The sequence below is a fragment of the Rathayibacter sp. PhB186 genome (genome assembly GCF_003751825.1).
Classification (GTDB): domain Bacteria; phylum Actinomycetota; class Actinomycetes; order Actinomycetales; family Microbacteriaceae; genus Rathayibacter; species Rathayibacter festucae.
This window is the reverse complement of the sequence record NZ_RJKO01000001.1, coordinates 531188-550026: the sequence shown is the minus strand read 5'-3', so window position 1 is coordinate 550026 and position 18839 is coordinate 531188. Positions and strand designations below refer to the sequence as shown.

The window sequence follows — 18839 nt, the reverse complement described above, 5'->3', positions numbered from 1 at the left end:
CGGGTCAGCTCATGCTGGTCGAGTAGCCCGCAGGGCGTATCGAGACCCGGCTCCTGCAGGCGTCGGGTCAGTAGCTCTCGCGGTGGCGCTCCTGGTCGACGACGGCGGCGCGGTCGGAGAGGGCGCGCAGGCCTGCGAGGGGCTGGGCCATCCGGTGGTTGCCGCGGAGGACGGGCTCGGTGCGGTCGAGGAAGGCCCAGTAGCCGGCGGTGACGGGGCAGGCGTTCTCGCCCAGGCGCACCTTCGGGTTGAAGCGGCAGCCGCCGCAGTAGTCGGACATCTTGTTGATGTACGCGCCGCCGGAGGAGTACGGCTTGGTCGCGACGACGCCGCCGTCCGCGTGCTGCGACATGCCGATCACGTTCGCGGGCATCACCCACTCCGTGCCGTCGACGAAGACGTCGACGAACCAGTCGTTCAGCTCGGCCGGGTCCCAGCCGCGCTGCAGGCCCCAGTTGCCGAGCACCATCAGCCGCTGGATGTGGTGCGCCCAGCCGTGGCGGCGCACGTCGTCGAGGGTCTCGCGCAGGCAGTTCGCCTCGATGCCGGCCGGATCGAGGTCGAGCAGCTGCTGCGGCAGCGGGGCCTTCGCGCCGAGCGCGTTGCTGCGCTCGCGGTAGTCCGGGCCGAGGTGCCAGTAGAGGTGCCAGACGTAGTCGCGCCAGCCGAGGATCTGCCGGACGAAGCCCTCGACGCTCGCGAGCGGGGCGCCGCCGGAGGCGTGCTCGGCCGCGGCGGCGTCGATGACGGCGCGCGGATCGAGCAGGCCGAGGTTGAGCGGGGCGCTCAGCAGCGAGTGCGCCATCGTCCAGTCGCCGGAGAGCATCGCGTCCTCGTAGGTGCCGAAGTCGCCGAGCCGCGACGAGACGAAGTCGGCGAGCGCCGCCTCCGCCTCCGCAGGGGTCGCCGCGAACCGGCGCGGGCCGTCCTCGCCGACGAGCCGGATCGCGCCCTCGCGCTCCCAGCGGGCGAGATCGGCGCGCACCTCCTCGTCGATGTCGTCCTCCTCCGGCCACCACGGATCGGGCAGGCCGAGCCGCGAGGCGCCCTTGGGCGGCGGGTTGCGGTTGTCGTGGTCGTAGTTCCAGCGGCCGCCCTCCGGCTGGTCGCCGCGCATCAGCACCCCGGTGCGCTCGCGACTCCAGCGGTAGAAGTCCTCGAGGAGGAGTCGCTTGCCGGACTTCGCGAGCGCCCACTCGCGGAAGTCCTCCTCCTCCGTGACGAAGCCGCGGCTGGGCAGGACGCTCATGCCCAGCCGGCGGGCGAGGCGGCGGCCGCCGCGGGTCGGCGGGTCGATCACCTCGAGGTCGTCGCGGCCCGCGAGCCCCTCGGCGAAGGTCTCGGCGCGGACGTACTCGACGCGGTCACCGAGCTCGCGACCGCGGTGGCGCAGGGCCGAGAGCAGCAGCTGCGCCTTCGCGCGGTGCATCGGCCGCCGCCCGAAGGCCGAGCGGGCCTCGACGAGCAGCATCGGGCCGCCGTCGTCGAAGAGGGGGCCGAGCTGGCCGATGACGCTCCAGCGGGTGCGTGCAGTCCGTGCAGTCATGCTCGGAGGCTAGGCGGCGGCGGACGGGTCACGACAGGAGTTGCGCTCGGGGCGGGGAACGGCGAAGTGCCCGGGACGCGGACGTGCGCCGGATGTCAAGGTGCGCGGATGTGCAGCCGCGACGGCTTGCACCGGCGGACCGGGTGCAGGATCGTCGACTGCATCCACCCGACGCGATGAGGCGAGGAGCCCCGCCATGGCACACGACGACGAGTTCGAGACCACCACGACCACCGAGAGCGGCGGCACGACCGAGGAGACGACCCGACGCGGCCGCCACCTCGCGGACGGCGACGCGGACGGCCACGGCGCGGGCGGCCACGGCACCGACGGACACGGCACCCACGAACACAGCACCGACGGACACAGCACCGACACCTCGGCCGAGGGCGAGTACACCGAGACCGACGGCGTCTCGCACACCGACGGCGAGCGGGAGGGCAGCTACGTCGATACTTCCTCGCACGAGGAGTCGAGCACCGAGAAGGGCAGCTACGTCGACACCGAGGGCTCCGGCCCCGACTCCACCGGCGAGGGCGAGTACACCGACCGCGACGAGTAGTCCGAGGGTGCGGGTCGGCCGTCAGTGCTGGGCGGCCGCCCGCTCCGCCGCGATGAACGCGGCGATCGCGTCGGCGCCCGGATGATCGTCGGCGCTGATCGTCACCACCGCGTCGCCCGCGAAGACGAGCAGCTGGCCGTAGGCGCCGTGCAGGCGCCAGCTCGCGCCGGGGCCGTCCCAGCCGGCGAGGGCGTAGTGCCGGTAGCCCGGGCCGGTGCCCGCGGCGACCCACTCGGAGTGCATCAGGTCGCTCCACTCGGGAGCGAGGATGCGCTCGCCCCGCCAGACGCCGCGATCGCGGATCAGCCGGCCGATCCGGGCGGTCTCCTCCGTGCGGAGCGCCAGTCCGCTGCCGGCGACGATGCGGCCGTTCGGGCAGCGCTCCCACTCCGCACCCTCGATCCCGAGCGGTCGCAGCAGGCGGCGGTCGACGTACTCGCCCACGTCGCCGACCCGCGTCTCCAGGAGCCGCATCGCGGTGTAGCTGCTGGCGTTGGAGTACTGGAAGACGGGCCCGGCGGAGGGCCGGCGGAGGAACTCGACGGCGAGGTCGGGCCAGTCCGTCATCAGGGTCGGCGACCAGGGCAGGTCGATGCCGCTGGTCATGCTGAGCAGCCGGCGCAGCGTGAGCTCGGCGACTCCCTCGCCCAGGTCCGCAGTGACATCAGCGGTCAGGGATCCCAGCGGCTCGTCGAGGGAGATCAGGCCCTCGTCGACGGCCAGGCCCGTGGCCAGCACGCAGACGCCCTTGGCGACGGAGTGCACGTCCTCGCGGACGTCCGGCGTCCAGCGGTGCTCGGCCGTGTCGTCGCCGATCAGCACGTGCAGGCCGTGCGCACCGAAGCCGACGGCGTCGATGTGCTCGACGAGGCGGTCGCGGAAGATCTGCGCTGCGGTCACCGGGACAGTCTGCCCGGCGCGGACGCTTCCTAAGATCGTGGGCATGGACGAGGACAGCGCGCGGGGCACCTGGCGGCGCGAGCCGAGCACCGTCGTCGTCGCGGACACCGGTGCGCCGACGCGCATCGCCGAGCCGTTCGCGATCGCGGCCGGCAGCGTCCGGCTCGAGGCGCCGCACGAGTTCGCGCCGCACCGGCACGCGCTGCACGAGCTGGTCTGGGTCCGCGGCGGCACCATGACCGTCCGGCTCGAGCACCGGATCCTGACCGTGCCGGACGGCTTCGGCGTCTGGATCCCGGCCGGCACGGAGCACGCCGGGCGGACGACCGCCCGCACCGCGCTCTGCGACGCGCTGTTCGATCCGGAGCGCTCGCCCGTGCCGATCACGTCGCCGGTCCTCGTCGAGATCACCCCAGTGCTCGCCGCGCTGCTCACCCGGCTCGCGCGGACCGACCTCGAGGCGGCGGCGCGACTGCGGGCGGAGGCGGTGGTCTTCGACGTCATCGCGCCGTCGGCGGAGCAGTACTCCGTCACCGTGCCGCAGGGCGAGCGGCTCGCGCCCCTGGTCGCGGCCCTCCTCGACGACCCGACCGACCGGCGGACGCTCGCCGACTGGGCGGAGCACCTCGGCGTCGGCGAGCGGACCCTCTCGCGGGTCCTCCGTGCGCAGACCGGGCTGTCGTTCCTGCAGTGGCGCCAGGCGCTGCGGGCGCACCGGGCGCTCGCGCTGCTGGCGGAGGGGCGCAGCGTGCAGGACGTCTCGGAGCTGATGGGCCACACGCATCCGAGCACGTTCATCGCGGCGTTCAAGCGGGTGATGGGGACCACTCCCGGCGCCTTCGCGCAGGATCAGCGCACGGCCGCTTCCTGACCGGTTGCGGCCGCACCTGGCCGGAACGCTCTATCCGGTGTCGTCGGCAGTCGATTGCGGACGGTGGGGCGGCCGCCTAGCCTGAGGAAGGTAAGCCAACCCTTACCCAGCGGATCCCCTCCCGCTTCCCCCTCCGACGCAGGAATCCGCTCCTCCCATGCCTCCCTCCCCCGAGCCCGCGCGCGCGCCCTCGCGCCTCGCCGGCACCGACCTCGTGCTCGGCTTCGGCCGGCGCACCGTCGTCGACGGCGTCTCGGTGGAGCTCGAGCCCGGCCGGGTGACCGCGCTCGTCGGGCCGAACGGCTCGGGCAAGTCGACGCTGCTGCGCGCGCTCGCGCGGCTGCACGCCCCGAGCGGCGGCGCCGTCACCCTCGCCGGCGACCGGCCCGCGACCGCGCTGAGCAGCCGCGACTTCGCCCGCGAGGTGACCCTCTTCGCGCAGAGCCGCACCGCCCCGCAGGGCCTCAGCGTCCGCGAGGTCGTCGCCTTCGGCCGCCACCCGCACCGCCGGGCCTTCGCCGGGCCGTCCGCCCGCGACCGCGAGGCGGTGGAGCAGGCGATGGCCACCACCGGGGTGCTGTCGATGGCGGAGCGCGCGGCCGGCGAGCTCAGCGGCGGCGAGCTGCAGCGGGTCTGGCTCGCGGCCTGCCTCGCGCAGGAGACCGGCGTGGTGCTGCTCGACGAGCCGACCAACCACCTCGACCTCCGCTACCAGGTGGAGACGCTCGATCTGATCCGCGATCTCGCCGAGGTGCACGGAGCGGCCGTCGGCGTCGTGCTGCACGACCTCGACCACGCGGCGCGCGTGGCCGACCGACTGCTGCTGCTGAGCGACGGGCGCGTCCTCGCCGAGGGCGACCCGCTCGCCGTGCTCACCGCCGAGCACATCGAGGCGGCCTACGGACTGCGGGTCGAGGTCGCCGTGGACGAGCGGACCGGACACCTGCGCATCGACCCCGTCAGCCGGCACAGCGTCTCGAAGCACAGCAGCCGCCTGCACGACCCGCTCCACCCGATTCCCGCCCGTTCCCGAGAGGACACCGAAGAATGACCCGAGCCCCCCTCCTCCCCGCCGCCCTGGCCGCGGCCGCCGTCGGAGTGCTCCTGCTCACCGGCTGCGGCACCACCGCCGTCGAGAGCGCCGAAGCGGCCGGCACCGTCGACTCCGCCGACTGCGCCGCCGACGACACCGCGACCGCCACCGGCGCCGTCTCGCTCACCGACAGCCTCGGCCGCACCGTCGAGCTCGACGCGCCCGCCGAGCGGATCGTCGTGCTGGAGTGGCAGCAGACCGAGGACCTGCTGACGCTCTGCGTCGCCCCGGTCGGCGCCGCCTCGACCGAGGACTACGCCACCTACGTCAGCGCCGAGACGCTGCCCGCGAGCACCGCGGACGTGGGCGAGCGCGGCGAGCCGGACCTCGACACCCTCTACGGCCTCGACCCCGACCTGATCGTGATGGAGGCCTACAGCGCCGACGACGAGCTGCTCGCCCAGCTCGAGGAGCGCGACGTGCCCGTGCTCGCCACCATCGGCGCGGACGCGAGCGGCCAGATCGACAACATGAAGGAGGTGTTCTCGCTCCTGGGCGAGGCCACCGGCCGGACCGAGCGCGCCGACGCGGTGCTCGCGGAGTTCGACCAGCACCTCGCCGACGCCAAGAGCGAGGTCGCCGAGGCGGCGCTCGCGACGCCGGAGTTCGTGTTCTTCGACGGCTGGATCGAGAGCGGCAACGTCGTCATCCGCCCCTACGGGAAGGGCGCGCTGTTCACCGAGCTCGGCGAGGAGCTCGGCCTGGAGGGCGCCTGGACCGACGAGATCAACGACTCCTACGGCAGCGGCGGCGTCGACCCCTCCTACGGACTCGCGCAGACCGACATCGAGGGGCTGACCGCGGTCGGCGAGGCGAACCTCGTCTACTCCAACGACGGCACGCCCGACAGCTACGTCACCGAGCTCGCCAAGAGCCCGGTCTGGTCCGCGCTGCCCGCGGTGCAGCAGGGCCGTGCCTTCGAGTTCCCGCCCGGCGTCTGGGGCGCGGGCGGACCGAAGTCGGGCGAGCAGGCCATCGACGCCTTCGTGGACGTCATCGTCGGCGAGTGACGACGACGCCGATTGCCGCCGAGCGCCGCGCGACCGCCCCCTCCGGGCGGCGCGCGGCGCTCGGCGGCGTCGGCGTGCTCGCGGCCCTCGCCCTCGCGGTCGGGCTCATCGGGCTCTGGCACCTGACCCAGGGCACCTCGGGCATCGGCGCGGACGGGCTGCTGCGCGCCCTGCTCGGCGAGGACGTGTCGGTCGGCGGAGTCTCGGCGGGCGACGTCTTCGCCGGCTCGCGGCTGCCGCGCCTGTCCGCGGGCATCGCCGTGGGCCTGGCTCTCGGCGCCGCCGGCGCGCTGCTGCAGTCGATCTCGCGCAACGCGCTCGCCTCCCCCGACACGCTCGCGGTGACCGCGGGCGCCTACTTCGCCCTGACCGCGGTGGCCGCCTTCTCGCTGACCGTGCCGCTCTGGGCGTCCAGCGGGGTCGCCTTCCTCGGCGGTCTCGCCGCGGCGGCGCTGGTGCTGGCGCTCACCGGGCGGGCCGCGGGCACCTCCAGCACCCGGCTGATCCTGGCCGGCTCGGCCATCGCGATGGCGCTCGACTCCGGCACCGCGATGCTGCTGATCCTCTTCCGGGAGAACACCACCGGGCTCTTCGCCTGGGGCAGCGGCTCGCTCGGGCAGCTCAACATCGACGCGTCGGCGCGCGCCGCTCCGCTGATCGTCGTCGTCCTCGCGCTCGCGCTGCTGCTCTCGCGCCGCCTCGACGTGCTCGGCCTCGGCGAGGACGGCGCCGCCTCACTGGGCGTCCCGGTCCGCTCGACGCGGGCGCTCGCCGTGCTCTGCGCGGTCCTGCTCACCAGCACCTCGGTGACGCTGGCCGGGCCGATCGCCTTCGTCGGTCTCGGCGCCCCCGTCCTCACCCGGCTCCTGGCCGCGCGGGTGCCGGCGCTGCGCCGCCACGTCTTCCTGGTGCCCGCGTCGGCGCTGATCGGCGCCGCGCTGATCGTGCTCGCCGACGCGCTGCTGCGCGCGATCCTCAGCCCGGAGGGAGCCACGGCCATCCCGACGGGCATCCCGACCGCGGTGCTCGGCGGGCTCGTCATCGTGGTCCTCGCTCTGCGGATGCGCGACGCCGGCGCGGCGCGGTCGGCGCGCACGGTCCGCTCGACGCTGCGGACGGCGCGGCGGTTCCGGGTCGTGCTCGGGGTCGTCGCCGTCCTGCTCGCCGTGACGATCGTGCTCGCCCTGCTCGCGGGGAGCCTGCAGCTGCGGCTCGGCGACGTCGTCCTCTGGCTGCAGAGCGCGGCACCGGACCTCGTCGCCCGCGCCCTCGACGAGCGGGCGCCGCGCATCGCCGCGGCCGTGCTCGCGGGCGGGGCGCTCGCTCTCGCCGGCACCGCCGTGCAGGGCACCGTGCGCAATCCGCTGGCCGAGCCGGGGCTGCTCGGGATCACGGCCGGCGCCGGGCTCGGTGCCGTGATCGTCGTCACCACCGGGCTGGGCGGCGGCGGCCGGCCGGTGCTGATCGCGATGGCGATCGCCGCGGGGCTCGCGACCTTCGGCGCGATCGCGCTGCTCTCCTGGCGCGGCGGGCTGCAGCCGGACCGCTTCGTACTCGTCGGCATCGGTGCCGGCTACGCGCTGAGCGCCGTGACCGCCTTCCTGCTGCTGAGCTCCGACCCGTGGCGGACCCCGCGGATCCTCACCTGGCTCTCCGGCACGACCTACGGCCGCTCGCTCCCGGATGTGCTGCCGGTCGCGCTCGGGATCCTGGTGCTGCTGCCGGTGCTCCTCGGGCTGCGCCGCCGCCTCGACCTGCTGGCGATCGACGAGGACACCCCGCGGATCCTCGGCGTCCGGCCCGAGCGCACCCGCCTGGGCGTGCTCGCCCTCGCCGCCGTGCTCGCCTCGCTGGCCGTCGTCGCCGTCGGCACGGTCGGCTTCGTCGGCCTGGTCGCGCCGCACCTGGCCCGGACGCTGGTCGGCGCGCGGCACGGGCGCATCGTCCCGGTCGCGATTCTGCTCGGCGGCCTGCTCGTCCTCGTCGCGGACACCCTCGGCCGCACCCTGATCGCGCCGTCGCAGCTGCCCGCGGGGCTGATGATCGCGCTGGTCGGCGCGCCCTACTTCGTCTGGCTGCTCCGCCGCACCCGCGACTGAGCGACACGGCTGCGCCGGTGGCGCAGAAACGAGAAGAGGGACCCCCGCGGGGATCCCTCTTCCGATTCGATCGTCTGCAAGGGGAGGCCGAAGCCAGCAAGTCTCGCAGCTCTTGGGAGCGATTGTACCCTCGCTCCATGCCGCTCGCCATGCCTCAGAACGTCCCGGCGATCTGCGCGGCGCTCAGCGCACCCCGCATGGGAACGTACCTGGTGGCAGCGGCCGGCGACCAGGCGAGGGCGGTCGAGCTGTACGGCTGGAACGCCCGGATCTCGTCAGCACTGATCCTTCCCGCGCACTTCGCCGAGGTCTCGACGCGGAACGCGGTCGATGACGCGCTGACCACCAAGTACGGCCCACGATGGCCGTGGAACGCCACCTTCGAGCAGAGTCTGCCGGACGGTGGCGGGCCCGCCTTCAACGCACGGCGGAACCTGAGGAGCGTGAGAGCCGTCGAGCGCTCGACCGGGAAGGTCATCGCGGAGCTGAAGTTCATGTTCTGGCAGGCGATGTTCACCGCACGTCACGATCAGCGCCTCTGGAATCGGCAGATCGGTGCAGTCTTCCCGCACGCCGACACCGACAGTCCGCAGCAGCTCCGCGCGAGGATCTACGACGACCTGGAGACGATTCGACGCCTCCGCAACCGGATCGCGCATCACGAGCCGATCTTCGCCCGCGATCTTGCAGACGACCTCGCGAAGATGATCGACCTCTGCAGGATCAGATCCGCCGCGACAGCCCGTTGGGTCCAGGCGCTGGAAGACGTGACAGCTACTCTCGCGGAGCGACCCTGACCGGCTCGGTCGCGCTCCCGTCGGGCCGCGCACGCGACTGAGCGACAGCCCGATAGGCCGCGCCCACGGCCAGCACCGCAAAGCCGCCCGCGATCGAGGCGGGTGGGAGGGTCGCCACGAGCAGGAGGCAGCCGGTGACGCCGACCACCGCCAGCGGGCGCGGGTAGCGGCGGTGCGGGGCCTCCTGGGTCAGCGCCGCGACGTTCGCGACCAGATAGTAGAGCAGCACGCCGAACGAGGAGAAGCCGATCGCCGAGCGGAGGTCGGCCACCAGCACCAGGACGACGACGACCAGGCCGACGGCGATCTCGGCGCGGCGCGGGACGCTGCGGACCGGGTCGATCACGGCGAGCGCCCGCGGCAGGTCGCCGTTCCGCGCCATCGCCAGGCTCGTGCGGCCGATCCCGGCGATCAGCGCGAGCAGCGCGCCGAGGCTCGCCGCCGCGGCGCCCACCCGGATCGGCACCGCGGTCCACGGCCAGGCGGCGGCCGCGTCGACGAGCGGCTGCGTCGAGGCGGCGAGCCGCTCCGGGCCGAGCGCCGCGAGCAGCCCGGCGCCGACGACCGTGTAGAGCAGGACCGCGAGCAGGAGCGCGCCGAGGATCGCGCGAGGGATCGTGCGGGCGGGGTCGCGCACCTCCTCCCCCATCGTCGCGAGGCGGGCGTAGCCGGCGAAGGCGAAGAACAGCAGGCCGGCCGACTGCAGCACGCCGTAGGCGTCGAAGGGCCGGGCGGCGCCGGTGACGGACGCCGGTCCGGACGCCGCTGCCGCCGCCATCGCGACGACGAGCACCACGAGCACGATCGAGAGCAGGATCCGCGTCGCGAGCGCCGTGCGGGTCACCCCGAGGACGTTCACCGCCACGAGCGCCACGACCGCGGCCACCGCGACCGGTCGCTCCCACCCCGCGGGCGCGGCGTAGGCGGCGACGGTCAGCGCCATCGCGGCGCAGCTCGCGGTCTTGCCGACGACGAAGCTCCAGCCGGCCAGGAAGCCGGGCCACTCGCCGAGGCGCTCCCGGCCGGAGAGGTAGGCGCCGCCCGAGCGCGGGTACTGCGCGGCGAGCTGCGCTGTGGAGGAGGCGTTCGCCCAGGCGACGATCGCGGCCAGCGCGAGGCCGACCAGCAGCCACGGCCCGGCCGCCGCGGCGGCGGGCGCGAAGGCCGAGAAGAGCCCGGCGCCGATCATCGAGCCGAGCCCGATCACAACGGCGTCGCGGGTGCCGAGGCGGCGGGCGAGGGAGGCGTCGGCTGTCACCGGACCGTCTTAGCGCACGCGGGGAACGCGCGGGTTAACCTGGGCGTCCGCGCCGAGACCGGGAGGCTCCCATCCGCATCCTCATCGTCGACGACGAGATCAACCTGCTGGGCGCGCTCGAGGCGGGGCTGCAGGGCGAGGGCTTCGCGGTCGACACCGCGACGAACGGCACCGACGCGCTCTGGCTCGCGCAGGAGGCGGAGTACGCGGCGATCGTGCTCGACCTGATGCTCCCCGACATCAGCGGCTTCCGCGTCTGCGAGCGGCTGCGCGCGGCCGAGGACTGGACGCCGATCCTGATGCTCACCGCGAAGGACGGCGACCTCGACCAGGTCGAGGCGCTCGACACCGGCGCGGACGACCACCTGACCAAGCCGTTCTCCTTCCCCGTGCTGGTCGCGCGGCTGCGGGCGCTGATCCGCCGCGGCGCCGCCGAGCGGCCCACCGTGCTGACCGTCGGCGACCTCGTGCTCGATCCGGCCGCGCGCCGGGTGGAGCGGGGCGGCGTCGCGATCCCGCTCACGGCCCGCGAGTTCAGCGTGCTGGAGTACCTCGTCTCGCGGGCGGGCGACGTCGTCTCCAAGCGCGACGTGCTCGGCGCGGTCTGGGACTTCGACTTCGACGGCGATCCCAACATCGTCGAGGTCTACATCCGGACGCTCCGCAACAAGATCGACCGGCCGTTCGGCCGGGAGACGATCCGCACCCAACGCGGCGCGGGCTACTCGGTGCTGCCGTGACGGCCCGGACCGGCGGGACGACGCGGCGGCGCTCCCTGCGCTCCCGGATCACGCTCGCGGCGACCGCCGTGGTCGCCCTCGCGGCGGTGCTCGGTGCGGCCGGCTTCCTGCTGGTGCTCTCCTCCGTGCTCGCCGGAAGCGCCGCGACGGCCGCCGAGACCGAGGCCGAGCGGGTCGCGACGCTGGTCGAGCGCGGCGGCGCGGACGCGGTCCGGGCCTCGGAGGGCGTCGTCCAGCTGGTCGTCGACGGGCGCGTGGCCGCCGCGGGCGAGGACGCCGACGACCTGCCGGCGCTCGCGACCGAGGAGCGCGACGAGACGTTCACGACGACGCTCGCGGACGAGGATCCGCTGGTCGTCGCGACGCAGGAGCTCGACGACGGCTCACTCGTCGTCGTCGGCGTGCCCGACGAGGGCCGTGCGGAGGCGCTCGCGACGACCGCGGGTCTGCTCGCGGTCGCCGTCCCGCTGCTGGTCGCCTTCGTCGCGATCGTCTGCTGGATCGTCGTCGGCCGCGCCCTGCGGCCGGTGGACCGGATGCGCGCGGAGGCGGACGCGGTGACCGCCGCGGCCCTCGACCGCCGCGTCGCGGAGCCCGGCTCGGGCGACGAGATCGACCGGCTCGCGCAGACCCTCAATCGGATGCTCGGGCGCCTCGAGGACGGTCAGGAGCGGCAGCGCCGGTTCGTCTCGGACGCCTCGCACGAGCTGCGCTCGCCGGTCGCGGCACTGCGGCAGAGCGCCGAGGTCGCGCTCGCGCACCCCGACCGGCTCGACGCGGGCCGGCTGGCGACGACGGTGGCCGAGGAGTCGGTGCGGATGGGCGGGCTGATCGAGGGCCTGCTGCTGCTCGCGCGCGCCGACGAGGCGCGGCTGGCGGTGCTCGCGGCCCCGGTCGACCTCGACGACCTGGCGCTGCGCGAGGTGCGGCGGCTGCGCGACTCCGGGATCGCCGTGGACGCCTCGGGGGTCTCGCCGGTGCAGGCGGTGGCGGACGAGGCGCTGCTCGGGCGGGCGCTGCGGAACCTCGTCGACAACGCGGTGCGGCACCGCGCGGCGCGGCTGGCGATCGCGACCCGCGGCGAAGGCGACTCGGCCGTGCTCGTTGTCGACGACGACGGGCCGGGGGTCCCCGCGGCCGACCGCGAGCGGGTGCTGGAGCGCTTCGTGCGGCTGGACGAGGGGCGCGCCCGCGACGCCGGCGGCTCGGGTCTCGGGCTCGCGATCGTCGCCGAGATCGCGGCGGCGCACAGCGGGAGCGTCGCGATCGAGGAGTCGCCGTGGGGCGGCGCGCGAGTGACGCTGCGGGTGCCGCTGCGCTGACCGGCGCCGGGTCCGCTCCGCTTCAGGCTGGCTTCAGCGGCGCCGCGGGACAGTGGCTGCGGCGTCGAGGAACGGCGCCGGAGACGGAGCGGATCATGAAGAAGAAGACCGGGATCATCGTCGGAGTCGCGGGCGCGATCGTGCTCGTCGGAGCCGGCACGGGCATCGCCTTCGCCGCGACCGACGGCTTCGAGCGCTCGGACGCGCTGACCGGCGCCGACCTCGACCGCGCCAGCGAGGTCGCGATCGCCGAGATCGGCGGCGGGACCGTCACCTCGGCCGAGCGCGACGACGACGGCACGCCGGGCTACGAGCTCGAGCTGCGCGGCGACGACGGCCTCGAGTACGACGTGCGGCTCGACGACTCCTTCGGCGTGCTGGTCGTCGACCCGGACGACGACGCGGTGCGCGGCACCGGCGGCAGCACGAACGACGGCACGGACGACGGCACGACCGGCTCCACCGAGGACAGCACCACCGGCGTCACCGGCGCGGTCGACCCCGACGACCTCGTCGGCGAGGAGCTGACCCGCGCGAGCGAGGCCGCGATCGCCGCGGTCGGCGGCGGCACGGTCACCGAGGCCGAGCGCAGCGACGACGCCGATCACACCTTCGACGTCGAGGTCACCCGCGCCGACGGCACGGACGTGGACGTCGACCTCGACGCGTCCTACGCGGTCGTCCGCACGGAGGAGTAGGTCGCGGGAGCGGAGGGGCTCAGCCCTTCCCCGGGCCGTTCCCGTTGCCGGGGTTCTGGCCGCTCTCCGGGCTGCGGCCGTTGCCGTTTCCGCCGCCGTTCCCGCCGGAGTTCCCCGGTCCCTCGACCGGCTCCTCGACCGGAGCCTGCGTCGCGGGCGCCTGCACGGCGGGCGCACCGGCGGCCGGCGTCGTGGCGGCAGGCGCCGGCGACTCCTCCTCGGGCGGCTCGGTCGGCTCGACGGGTTCGGCCGGCTCGGTCTCCTCGGGCGTCGGCGACGGCTCCTCCTCGGGAGTCTCGACCGGGGCCGGCGTCTCCTCCTCCGGGGTCTCCTCGGCCGGCGGCTCCTCCTCGGAGGGAGTGGTCTCCTCCGGCTCGGGCTCGGTCGACTCCTCGGGCGCCGGCTCGGCGGCGATCAGCGCGGCGAGGTCGGCGCGCACGAGGTCGGCCTGAGCCCGGATCGACGTGGCCCGGTCCTCCCGGACGTTCCCGCCGGCGATCGCCGCGTCGAGCGTCGCCTGGAGCGCGTCGAGCTCGGTGAGCGCTCCGGCCCAGTCGTCGGCCGACGCCTTCTCGGCGACCGCCACGACCGCGTCGTCGAGGGCCTGCGCGGTGCCGTCGTCGATCGACGGATCCGCGGCGGAGCAGCCCGACAGCACGAGGACGGCGGCGAGCACCGCACCCCCGGCCCGCAGTCGAAGGCCCCGCCGGCTCACGCCCCGTCGGCCCGGCCCCCTCACGAGCGGATGCTCTCGCGCAGCTGACGGAGGTGCTCGCCGAGCTCCCCGTCGACGGCGGGCAGCGGCGACTGCGGACCGTCGAACAGCACGATCACGAGGCCGACCGCCACGGCGACCAGCGCGAGCACCACGACGATCAGCCACGGGCTCGGCCCGGTGCGGCGCCGGGCGACGGCGGCGGGCGGCGTGACCCCTGCGCTCGGCGCGACCCGCGTGGTCGTCGCGGTCGCGGGCGCCGTCCCCGGCAGCAGCTCGGTCGCACCGACCGGCAGCACCGACGTGGCGTCGAGCAGCTCGGTCGCCGCGGACGTCGGAGCGAAGCGCTCGGTCGCGGGCATGCGCTCGGTCGGCGGCGGCCCGGCGGGCTCCCGGACCGGCACGTCGGGGACGACGATCGCCGTCGGCGGTCCGTCGCGGCGCGGATCGATCAGCGCGCGCGCCGACTCCGCGACCTCGATCGCCGTGGGCCGCTCGGCCGGCTCGCGCCGCGTCATCGCGTTCAGCAGCGCCGACCAGCCGCCGCCGAGCGAGTCCGACACCTCCGGGTCGCGCAGCAGGCGCGCGAGGGTGACCTCGATCGCCGATCCGGTGAAGGGGCGGCGCCCGGTCAGCGATTCGAGCAGCACCAGGCCGAGGGAGTAGACGTCGCTCGCCGAGGTCAGCACGTCGCCGTGCGCCTGCTCGGGGCTGAGGTAGGCGGCGGTGCCGATCAGCGTGCCCGGCGAGGTGATGCGGGTCGCGTCGATCAGGTAGGCGATGCCGAAGTCGGCGAGCTTGGGGCGGAACTCGCGGCTCGTCAGCGGGCTCGGCACGAGCAGCACGTTGGAGGGCTTCACGTCGCGGTGCACCACTCCGGCCGCGTGCACGGTGTGCAGGGCCTCGCCGAGGTCGGCGGCCATCGACGCGACGTCGTTGGGCAGGACGGGCCCGCTGGCCAGCCGCTCCGCGAGACTCGGTCCCTCGGCGAGCTCCATCACCATGTAGGCCTGGCCGCCGGTGTCGTCGCCGCCGTCGTCGGCGTCGTAGAGGGTCACCAGCGCGGGGTGGTTGAGGGCCGCGAGCAGCCGGATCTCGGACGACTTGCGCTGGAGGTCCTGCGCGTCGTCGATGCCCGGCGCGAACATCTTCAGCGCCACCGAGCGGCCGAGGATCCCGTCGCGCGCCCGGTACACGGTCGCCATCCCGCCCCGTCCGATCAGCTCCTCGATCGTGTAGCGACCGCCGATCGTCGTGCCGACGACGCGGTTCTCGCCCGTTCGGTGGGATGACACGGTTCCTCCTCGGGCGGATGCTGCGGCAACGCCGCGCCCCCCGGTGCGACCGTCTCCCCAGGGTAGTACGTCCGTCTTCCGAGCCGCAGGGCTCGACGGGGGGCTCACGAGCTGTCAAGCGGGTGCTCGCCCGAGAGGCCGCGCGTAGCGTGGCTGGTCCCGACGAAAGGCAGAGGCACATGGACGAGCACGAGCAGGGATCGACGATCGGCGCGACGGACGGCGCGGCTCCGGCGACGCGGACCAGCAGCGAGCAGGTCGAGAAGGACCGCGCCGAATCCCCCGGCAGCGAGCGCGAGACCGAGGTCCGCCAGGAGCAGGACCCCACCACCAGCCGGACGGAGGTCTCCGGCTCGGCCGAGGTCGTCTCCGTCCCCGGCACCGGCGGCGCCGACGACGTCGGCACCGTCGAGGTCGACCCCGACGAGGTCAGCCTGAACGGCAAGCCGTTCCCGGGGCACGCCGGAACGAAGTAGCCGCTCCGCACGTCCTAACGAGCGGCTAAGCCGCTTCACATCTCGGTGGTGAGGAGAAGGACGCGCGGCGTCCACTCATGCTGGTCGAGTAGCCCCGCAGGGGCGTATCGAGACCCGCCGTCCCCGACAGGGCGGTCTGCAGACTCGTCTTCCGACGCGAGTGGATCTCGATACGCCCGCGCCGCGGGCTACTCGATCAGCATTGGCTTCCCCGTGTACTCGGTGATCTCTCCCAGGGCGCTGAACGCGCATCGTCCCGGGGGCGCTCAGCTCCTCTCGGGCCGCCCGAACCGGAACGGGCGTGTCTCCGACTCTTCTGGCGCTGCGCTCGGCCGGAGGTGTGACTCGAGATACTCAGTCAATCTCCTCGACGAATGCGCAACCGCTTCCAATCGGAGGGATCGGAGCGTGTCGACGTCCATCTCGCTCCACCGGAGTGTGAAGCCGGCACGATTCGCGAGCATGGTGACGAAGGCGCTCTGGCTTCGAGTGTTGCCGTCCCGGAAGGGATGCAGAGCGGTGATCTCGCCCCAGTGGTCCGCCAGCCCCTCGGCGAGATCGCGCAGGTCCCTCCCGTAGAGCCAGTCGTCGTCCTCGAGGCGCTGGAACTCCTTCTCGATCTGCTCGACGAGGAACTCCGGCCGGCAGTACGCGATCCCGGTTCCGCCTGCCTGGACGTCCACGTCGCGAAGCTCACCGGCGAAGGGGTACACCGCCGCGAACAGACGCCGGTGGACGTATTGCAACTGCGCGAAGTCGAGCCGGTCCGGAAGCGGCTCCCGCCGAAGTGCCGCCCACTCGATCGTGGCGAAGTCGTTGAGCGCCTCGTCGAGGTCCGCACTGCTGCGGAGACCGAGCAGATTGACCAGGACGCCTCCGGAGCCCGGGTAGGTGTAGTGGTCGTCACCGTTCACACGGCGTACTTCGCGCGCAACTCCCGCCGAGCATCCTCGATCGAGCGCTCGCCGGTCAGAACCTGGCGACCGCGCTCGAGCGTCTCCTCCGAAGGGAAATGGCCGGCGAGCTGCTGGCCCTTGGTGATCTCCGCCATGATCTCGTCGATCGACGCGGGCAGGTCGACTCGGCCGGGCACGACAGGCGCATCGGACGTCGGGACACCCGGGGAGACGCGTGCGAAGACCATTCATCAAGGCTACTCGCCCCAGGCGCTGAGCGTCGGAGAGGAGCCCTGGGTGGCGCGCGATCCGAGAATCGTCCCGGGCTTGTCGAGCGGGAGGTCCTACGCGACCGGGTCGAGCAGGCCCGGGTCGTGGCGGTCGACCGTCCGCGCGTTGTTCACGCGGCGGTCGACCGGGTAGGCGGTGATGGTCGAGGCGACCGCGACCGACGCGCGGTCGAGGGTCGCGAGCATCTCCTCGCTGGAGGTGAGCGGGTCCGGGCTCAGCCAGGCGTCGCGGACGTCGGGGGTGAGGAAGACGGGCATCCGGTCGTGCACCTCGCCGGACGCGTCTCGGGCCTCGCGGGTGATGATCGTGAAGGAGACCCGCCACTCGTCGCCCTCCTTGCGGACCGCGTAGAGACCCGCCGCGGCGAGGATCGGCTCCTCGCCGTGCAGGAACCACGGCTGCTTGCCGTCGGCGCGCGCCTCCCACTCGTAGTAGCCGCGCATCGGCACGATGGCGCGCTGCTTGGCGAAGGCCCCGCGGAACAGCCCGTTCGAGGCGACCGTCTCGAGCCGCGCGTTGATCGGCGACGGCCCCTTCCCCTTCGCCCAGGACGGCCGGAAGCCCCACGAGGCGAGCTCGATCTCGCGCTCCAGCGACTCCTCGTGCCGGTGCTCGCGCACGATCGGCGCGGCGTCGGTGGGCGCGACGCTGAAGTCGGGCGCCCAGTCGGCCGCCCGGCCGCCGGCCGCCACGAACTCCGCGATCAGGGCGTCGGTCTCGGAATCCATAGCGAAGCGTCCGCACATGCGGCCGACCCTACGCCGGACCACCGACAGCGGCGAGGACGGGATCGCGCCGGCCTCGGCGGATCGTCGCGACCGCGAGCCCCGCGACCATCACCGCGCCGCCGATCAGCACGCCGACCGACGGCACCTCGCCCAGCAGCACCCACGCCGACAGCACGCCGACCACCGGCACCAGCAGCGTGAACGGCACCACCGACGCGGCCGGGTAGCGGGCGAGCAGCGAGTTCCAGATGCCGTAGCCGATCAGCGACGCGAACACCGCCGTGTACAGAGTGCTGAGGATCGCAGCGAGCGAGAGCCCCTGGATCGCATCGGCGATCGCGGGCCCGCCGTCGACGAGCAGCGAGAGCAGCAGCGCCGGGATCGGCACGACCAGCGCCGACCAGACCACCAGCGAGAGCCCCGAGGCGCCCTTCGCGCGCCGGGTCAGCACGTTGCCGATCGCCCAGGAGAGCGCGCCGCCGAGGCAGACCACGAACGGCAGCCACGGCGCGACGGCCCCGTGCGAGAGGGCGACGATCACGAGCCCGGCGACGCCGACGACCAGTCCGATGCTCTGCCGCCGCGTCGGCCGCTCCTTCAGCAGCACCGCGGCGATCAGCACCGTCAGCACGATCTGCGCCTGCACCACCAGCGACGCGAGACCCGCGGGCATCCCCAGCGCCAGCGCCAGGTAGAGCAGCGCGAACTGCCCGAGGCTCATGAACGCGCCGATGGTCGCGACCGTCCGCAGCGGCGCCTGCGGCCGCGGCACGAGGAACACGGCCGGCACCGCGACCACCGTGAACCGCATCGCCAGGAACAGCAGCGGCGGCACGTCCGCCAACCCCACGTCGATCACGACGAAGTTCAGCCCCCAGAGCAGCACGACGAGGAGGGCGAGGAGGCTGTGCCGGCGGGTCACCGCCGGCCGCCGACGACGCGGCTCTTCGCCGACCAGAAGCGCATCAGCGCACCGGCCGCGATCGAGCCGGCCGCGCCGGCCGCGAGGTCGCCCAGCGTGTCCTCGTAGCCGACGAAGATCGACGGGTCGACGAAGCGGTGCCCGGCCCACTCGCCCCACTCCCAGACCACGCCCATCGACAGGCCGAAGCAGGCGCAGAGCACGATCGCCGGGGCGAGCGGCCCGCGGTCGCCGGCGACCGTCGGCACCACGCCGGCGCGCGCGGCGATGATGTAGGCGACGGCCGCGACCAGCCCGTTCAGCACGAAGTGCACCACGAGGTCCCACGACGCCCAGGCCTGGTAGAGCCCGAGCACGCTGCTCCAGGACGCGACCAGCAGCGCCAGGCCGAACGCGGCGTCCAGCGCCGGCCGGATCCCGAGGAACCGCGGCAGCACCAGCCCGATCGCGGCGAGGGCGAGCACGGCGACGTCGACGAGGTCCCAGCCGATCACCGCGGCGACGATGCTCACGGCGCCGAGGGCGCGGACCGCGTCGGCGAACCACTCGCCCCGGGTGCGCGGGGGCTCCATGAAGGTCGAGATCAGGACGGGCTCGTTCTCGGGGCGGGCTCTCACGGC

The 18839-nt window shown here is 74.1% G+C and carries 20 protein-coding genes; 10 read left to right on the top strand and 10 right to left on the bottom strand.

Annotated elements, in window-relative coordinates; translation table 11 throughout:
• Window positions 1-67 precede the first annotated feature (67 nt).
• On the bottom strand, window positions 68-1546 hold the full coding sequence (locus EDF45_RS02540) for a cryptochrome/photolyase family protein (protein ID WP_123734859.1): 1479 nt from the start codon (window positions 1544-1546) through the stop codon (window positions 68-70).
• A 196-nt stretch (window positions 1547-1742) separates the two neighbouring features.
• Here EDF45_RS02540 and EDF45_RS02535 point away from each other — a divergent pair, with 196 nt between their 5' ends.
• Window positions 1743-2108, top strand: coding sequence for a hypothetical protein (locus tag EDF45_RS02535; protein ID WP_123734858.1), 366 nt, complete (start codon window positions 1743-1745; stop codon window positions 2106-2108).
• A 21-nt stretch (window positions 2109-2129) separates the two neighbouring features.
• On the opposite strand, the gene EDF45_RS02530 is transcribed toward EDF45_RS02535, so the two are convergent.
• Window positions 2130-3008: a serine hydrolase gene (locus tag EDF45_RS02530; RefSeq protein ID WP_123734857.1), complete on the bottom strand. Its 879-nt coding sequence runs from the start codon at window positions 3006-3008 to the stop codon at window positions 2130-2132.
• 43 nt (window positions 3009-3051) lie between these two features.
• On the opposite strand from EDF45_RS02530, the gene EDF45_RS02525 reads away from it, so the two are divergent.
• From EDF45_RS02525 to EDF45_RS02505, 5 genes are all read left to right on the top strand, one after another.
• Complete coding sequence (locus EDF45_RS02525; RefSeq protein ID WP_123701697.1) at window positions 3052-3879, top strand: helix-turn-helix domain-containing protein; 828 nt, start codon at window positions 3052-3054, stop codon at window positions 3877-3879.
• A 157-nt stretch (window positions 3880-4036) separates the two neighbouring features.
• Window positions 4037-4930 carry an ABC transporter ATP-binding protein gene (locus EDF45_RS02520; RefSeq protein WP_123734856.1) on the top strand — a complete coding sequence of 298 codons (894 nt, stop codon included), beginning with the start codon at window positions 4037-4039 and terminating at the stop codon, window positions 4928-4930.
• Window positions 4927-5982 carry an ABC transporter substrate-binding protein gene (locus EDF45_RS02515; RefSeq protein WP_123734855.1) on the top strand — a complete coding sequence of 352 codons (1056 nt, stop codon included), beginning with the start codon at window positions 4927-4929 and terminating at the stop codon, window positions 5980-5982. Before EDF45_RS02520 ends, EDF45_RS02515 begins: the two co-directional genes overlap by 4 nt.
• Window positions 5979-8081, top strand: a complete 2103-nt coding sequence (locus EDF45_RS02510) for an iron ABC transporter permease (protein WP_260311741.1) — start codon at window positions 5979-5981, stop codon at window positions 8079-8081. The genes EDF45_RS02515 and EDF45_RS02510 overlap by 4 nt, the downstream gene beginning before the upstream one ends.
• A 137-nt stretch (window positions 8082-8218) precedes the next feature.
• On the top strand, window positions 8219-8878 hold the full coding sequence (locus EDF45_RS02505; RefSeq protein WP_221181075.1) for a hypothetical protein: 660 nt from the start codon (window positions 8219-8221) through the stop codon (window positions 8876-8878).
• Here EDF45_RS02505 and EDF45_RS02500 read toward each other — a convergent pair.
• Window positions 8856-10136: an APC family permease gene (locus tag EDF45_RS02500; protein ID WP_123734854.1), complete on the bottom strand. Its 1281-nt coding sequence runs from the start codon at window positions 10134-10136 to the stop codon at window positions 8856-8858. The genes EDF45_RS02505 and EDF45_RS02500 overlap by 23 nt on opposite strands.
• A 71-nt stretch (window positions 10137-10207) precedes the next feature.
• Here EDF45_RS02500 and EDF45_RS02495 point away from each other — a divergent pair, with 71 nt between their 5' ends.
• The 3 genes from EDF45_RS02495 to EDF45_RS02485 all read left to right on the top strand — a co-directional run bounded on the left by EDF45_RS02495 (window position 10208) and on the right by EDF45_RS02485 (window position 12896).
• Complete coding sequence (locus EDF45_RS02495; protein WP_123734853.1) at window positions 10208-10876, top strand: response regulator transcription factor; 669 nt, start codon at window positions 10208-10210, stop codon at window positions 10874-10876.
• On the top strand, window positions 10873-12198 hold the full coding sequence (locus EDF45_RS02490) for a cell wall metabolism sensor histidine kinase WalK (RefSeq protein ID WP_123734852.1): 1326 nt from the start codon (window positions 10873-10875) through the stop codon (window positions 12196-12198). Before EDF45_RS02495 ends, EDF45_RS02490 begins: the two co-directional genes overlap by 4 nt.
• Window positions 12199-12293: 95 nt before the next feature.
• Window positions 12294-12896 carry a PepSY domain-containing protein gene (locus EDF45_RS02485; protein WP_123734851.1) on the top strand — a complete coding sequence of 201 codons (603 nt, stop codon included), beginning with the start codon at window positions 12294-12296 and terminating at the stop codon, window positions 12894-12896.
• A gap of 19 nt (window positions 12897-12915) precedes the next feature.
• Here the strand turns inward: EDF45_RS02485 and EDF45_RS02480 are convergent, their stop codons facing one another.
• Window positions 12916-13572: a hypothetical protein gene (locus EDF45_RS02480; RefSeq protein ID WP_123734850.1), complete on the bottom strand. Its 657-nt coding sequence runs from the start codon at window positions 13570-13572 to the stop codon at window positions 12916-12918.
• Window positions 13573-13631: 59 nt separating this feature from the next.
• Window positions 13632-14906 carry a serine/threonine-protein kinase gene (locus EDF45_RS02475; protein WP_123734849.1) on the bottom strand — a complete coding sequence of 425 codons (1275 nt, stop codon included), beginning with the start codon at window positions 14904-14906 and terminating at the stop codon, window positions 13632-13634.
• Window positions 14907-15085: 179 nt separating this feature from the next.
• Between EDF45_RS02475 and EDF45_RS02470 the strand changes: the two genes are divergently transcribed.
• On the top strand, window positions 15086-15382 hold the full coding sequence (locus EDF45_RS02470) for a hypothetical protein (RefSeq protein WP_123734848.1): 297 nt from the start codon (window positions 15086-15088) through the stop codon (window positions 15380-15382).
• 266 nt (window positions 15383-15648) lie between these two features.
• On the opposite strand, the gene EDF45_RS02465 is transcribed toward EDF45_RS02470, so the two are convergent.
• The 5 genes from EDF45_RS02465 to EDF45_RS02445 form a co-directional block, all read right to left on the bottom strand.
• A complete protein-coding gene (locus tag EDF45_RS02465) occupies window positions 15649-16296 on the bottom strand; it encodes a Fic family protein (RefSeq protein WP_123734847.1) in 648 nt (215 codons plus the stop codon).
• A complete protein-coding gene (locus EDF45_RS02460) occupies window positions 16293-16526 on the bottom strand; it encodes an antitoxin VbhA family protein (RefSeq protein ID WP_132434910.1) in 234 nt (77 codons plus the stop codon). The genes EDF45_RS02465 and EDF45_RS02460 overlap by 4 nt, the downstream gene beginning before the upstream one ends.
• 96 nt (window positions 16527-16622) lie before the next feature.
• On the bottom strand, window positions 16623-17315 hold the full coding sequence (locus tag EDF45_RS02455) for an SOS response-associated peptidase (RefSeq protein ID WP_123734845.1): 693 nt from the start codon (window positions 17313-17315) through the stop codon (window positions 16623-16625).
• Window positions 17316-17325: 10 nt separating this feature from the next.
• Window positions 17326-18219, bottom strand: a complete 894-nt coding sequence (locus EDF45_RS02450; RefSeq protein ID WP_123734844.1) for an EamA family transporter — start codon at window positions 18217-18219, stop codon at window positions 17326-17328.
• Window positions 18216-18836: a hypothetical protein gene (locus EDF45_RS02445; RefSeq protein WP_148070805.1), complete on the bottom strand. Its 621-nt coding sequence runs from the start codon at window positions 18834-18836 to the stop codon at window positions 18216-18218. The genes EDF45_RS02450 and EDF45_RS02445 overlap by 4 nt, the downstream gene beginning before the upstream one ends.
• Between the last annotated feature and the right edge of the window lie 3 nt (window positions 18837-18839).

What these genes read in the sequence shown, in the direction of transcription:
- EDF45_RS02515 (WP_123734855.1), top strand. Translation starts at nt 4,927, where the DNA reads ATGACCCGAGCCCCCCTCCTCCCCGCCGCCCTGGCCGCGGCCGCCGTC.
- EDF45_RS02470 (WP_123734848.1), top strand. Translation starts at nt 15,086, where the DNA reads ATGGACGAGCACGAGCAGGGATCGACGATCGGCGCGACGGACGGCGCG.
- EDF45_RS02505 (WP_221181075.1), top strand. Translation starts at nt 8,219, where the DNA reads ATGCCGCTCGCCATGCCTCAGAACGTCCCGGCGATCTGCGCGGCGCTC.
- EDF45_RS02455 (WP_123734845.1), bottom strand. Translation starts at nt 17,315, where the DNA reads ATGTGCGGACGCTTCGCTATGGATTCCGAGACCGACGCCCTGATCGCG.
- EDF45_RS02525 (WP_123701697.1), top strand. Translation starts at nt 3,052, where the DNA reads ATGGACGAGGACAGCGCGCGGGGCACCTGGCGGCGCGAGCCGAGCACC.
- EDF45_RS02520 (WP_123734856.1), top strand. Translation starts at nt 4,037, where the DNA reads ATGCCTCCCTCCCCCGAGCCCGCGCGCGCGCCCTCGCGCCTCGCCGGC.
- EDF45_RS02540 (WP_123734859.1), bottom strand. Translation starts at nt 1,546, where the DNA reads ATGACTGCACGGACTGCACGCACCCGCTGGAGCGTCATCGGCCAGCTC.
- EDF45_RS02460 (WP_132434910.1), bottom strand. Translation starts at nt 16,526, where the DNA reads ATGGTCTTCGCACGCGTCTCCCCGGGTGTCCCGACGTCCGATGCGCCT.
- EDF45_RS02535 (WP_123734858.1), top strand. Translation starts at nt 1,743, where the DNA reads ATGGCACACGACGACGAGTTCGAGACCACCACGACCACCGAGAGCGGC.
- EDF45_RS02485 (WP_123734851.1), top strand. Translation starts at nt 12,294, where the DNA reads ATGAAGAAGAAGACCGGGATCATCGTCGGAGTCGCGGGCGCGATCGTG.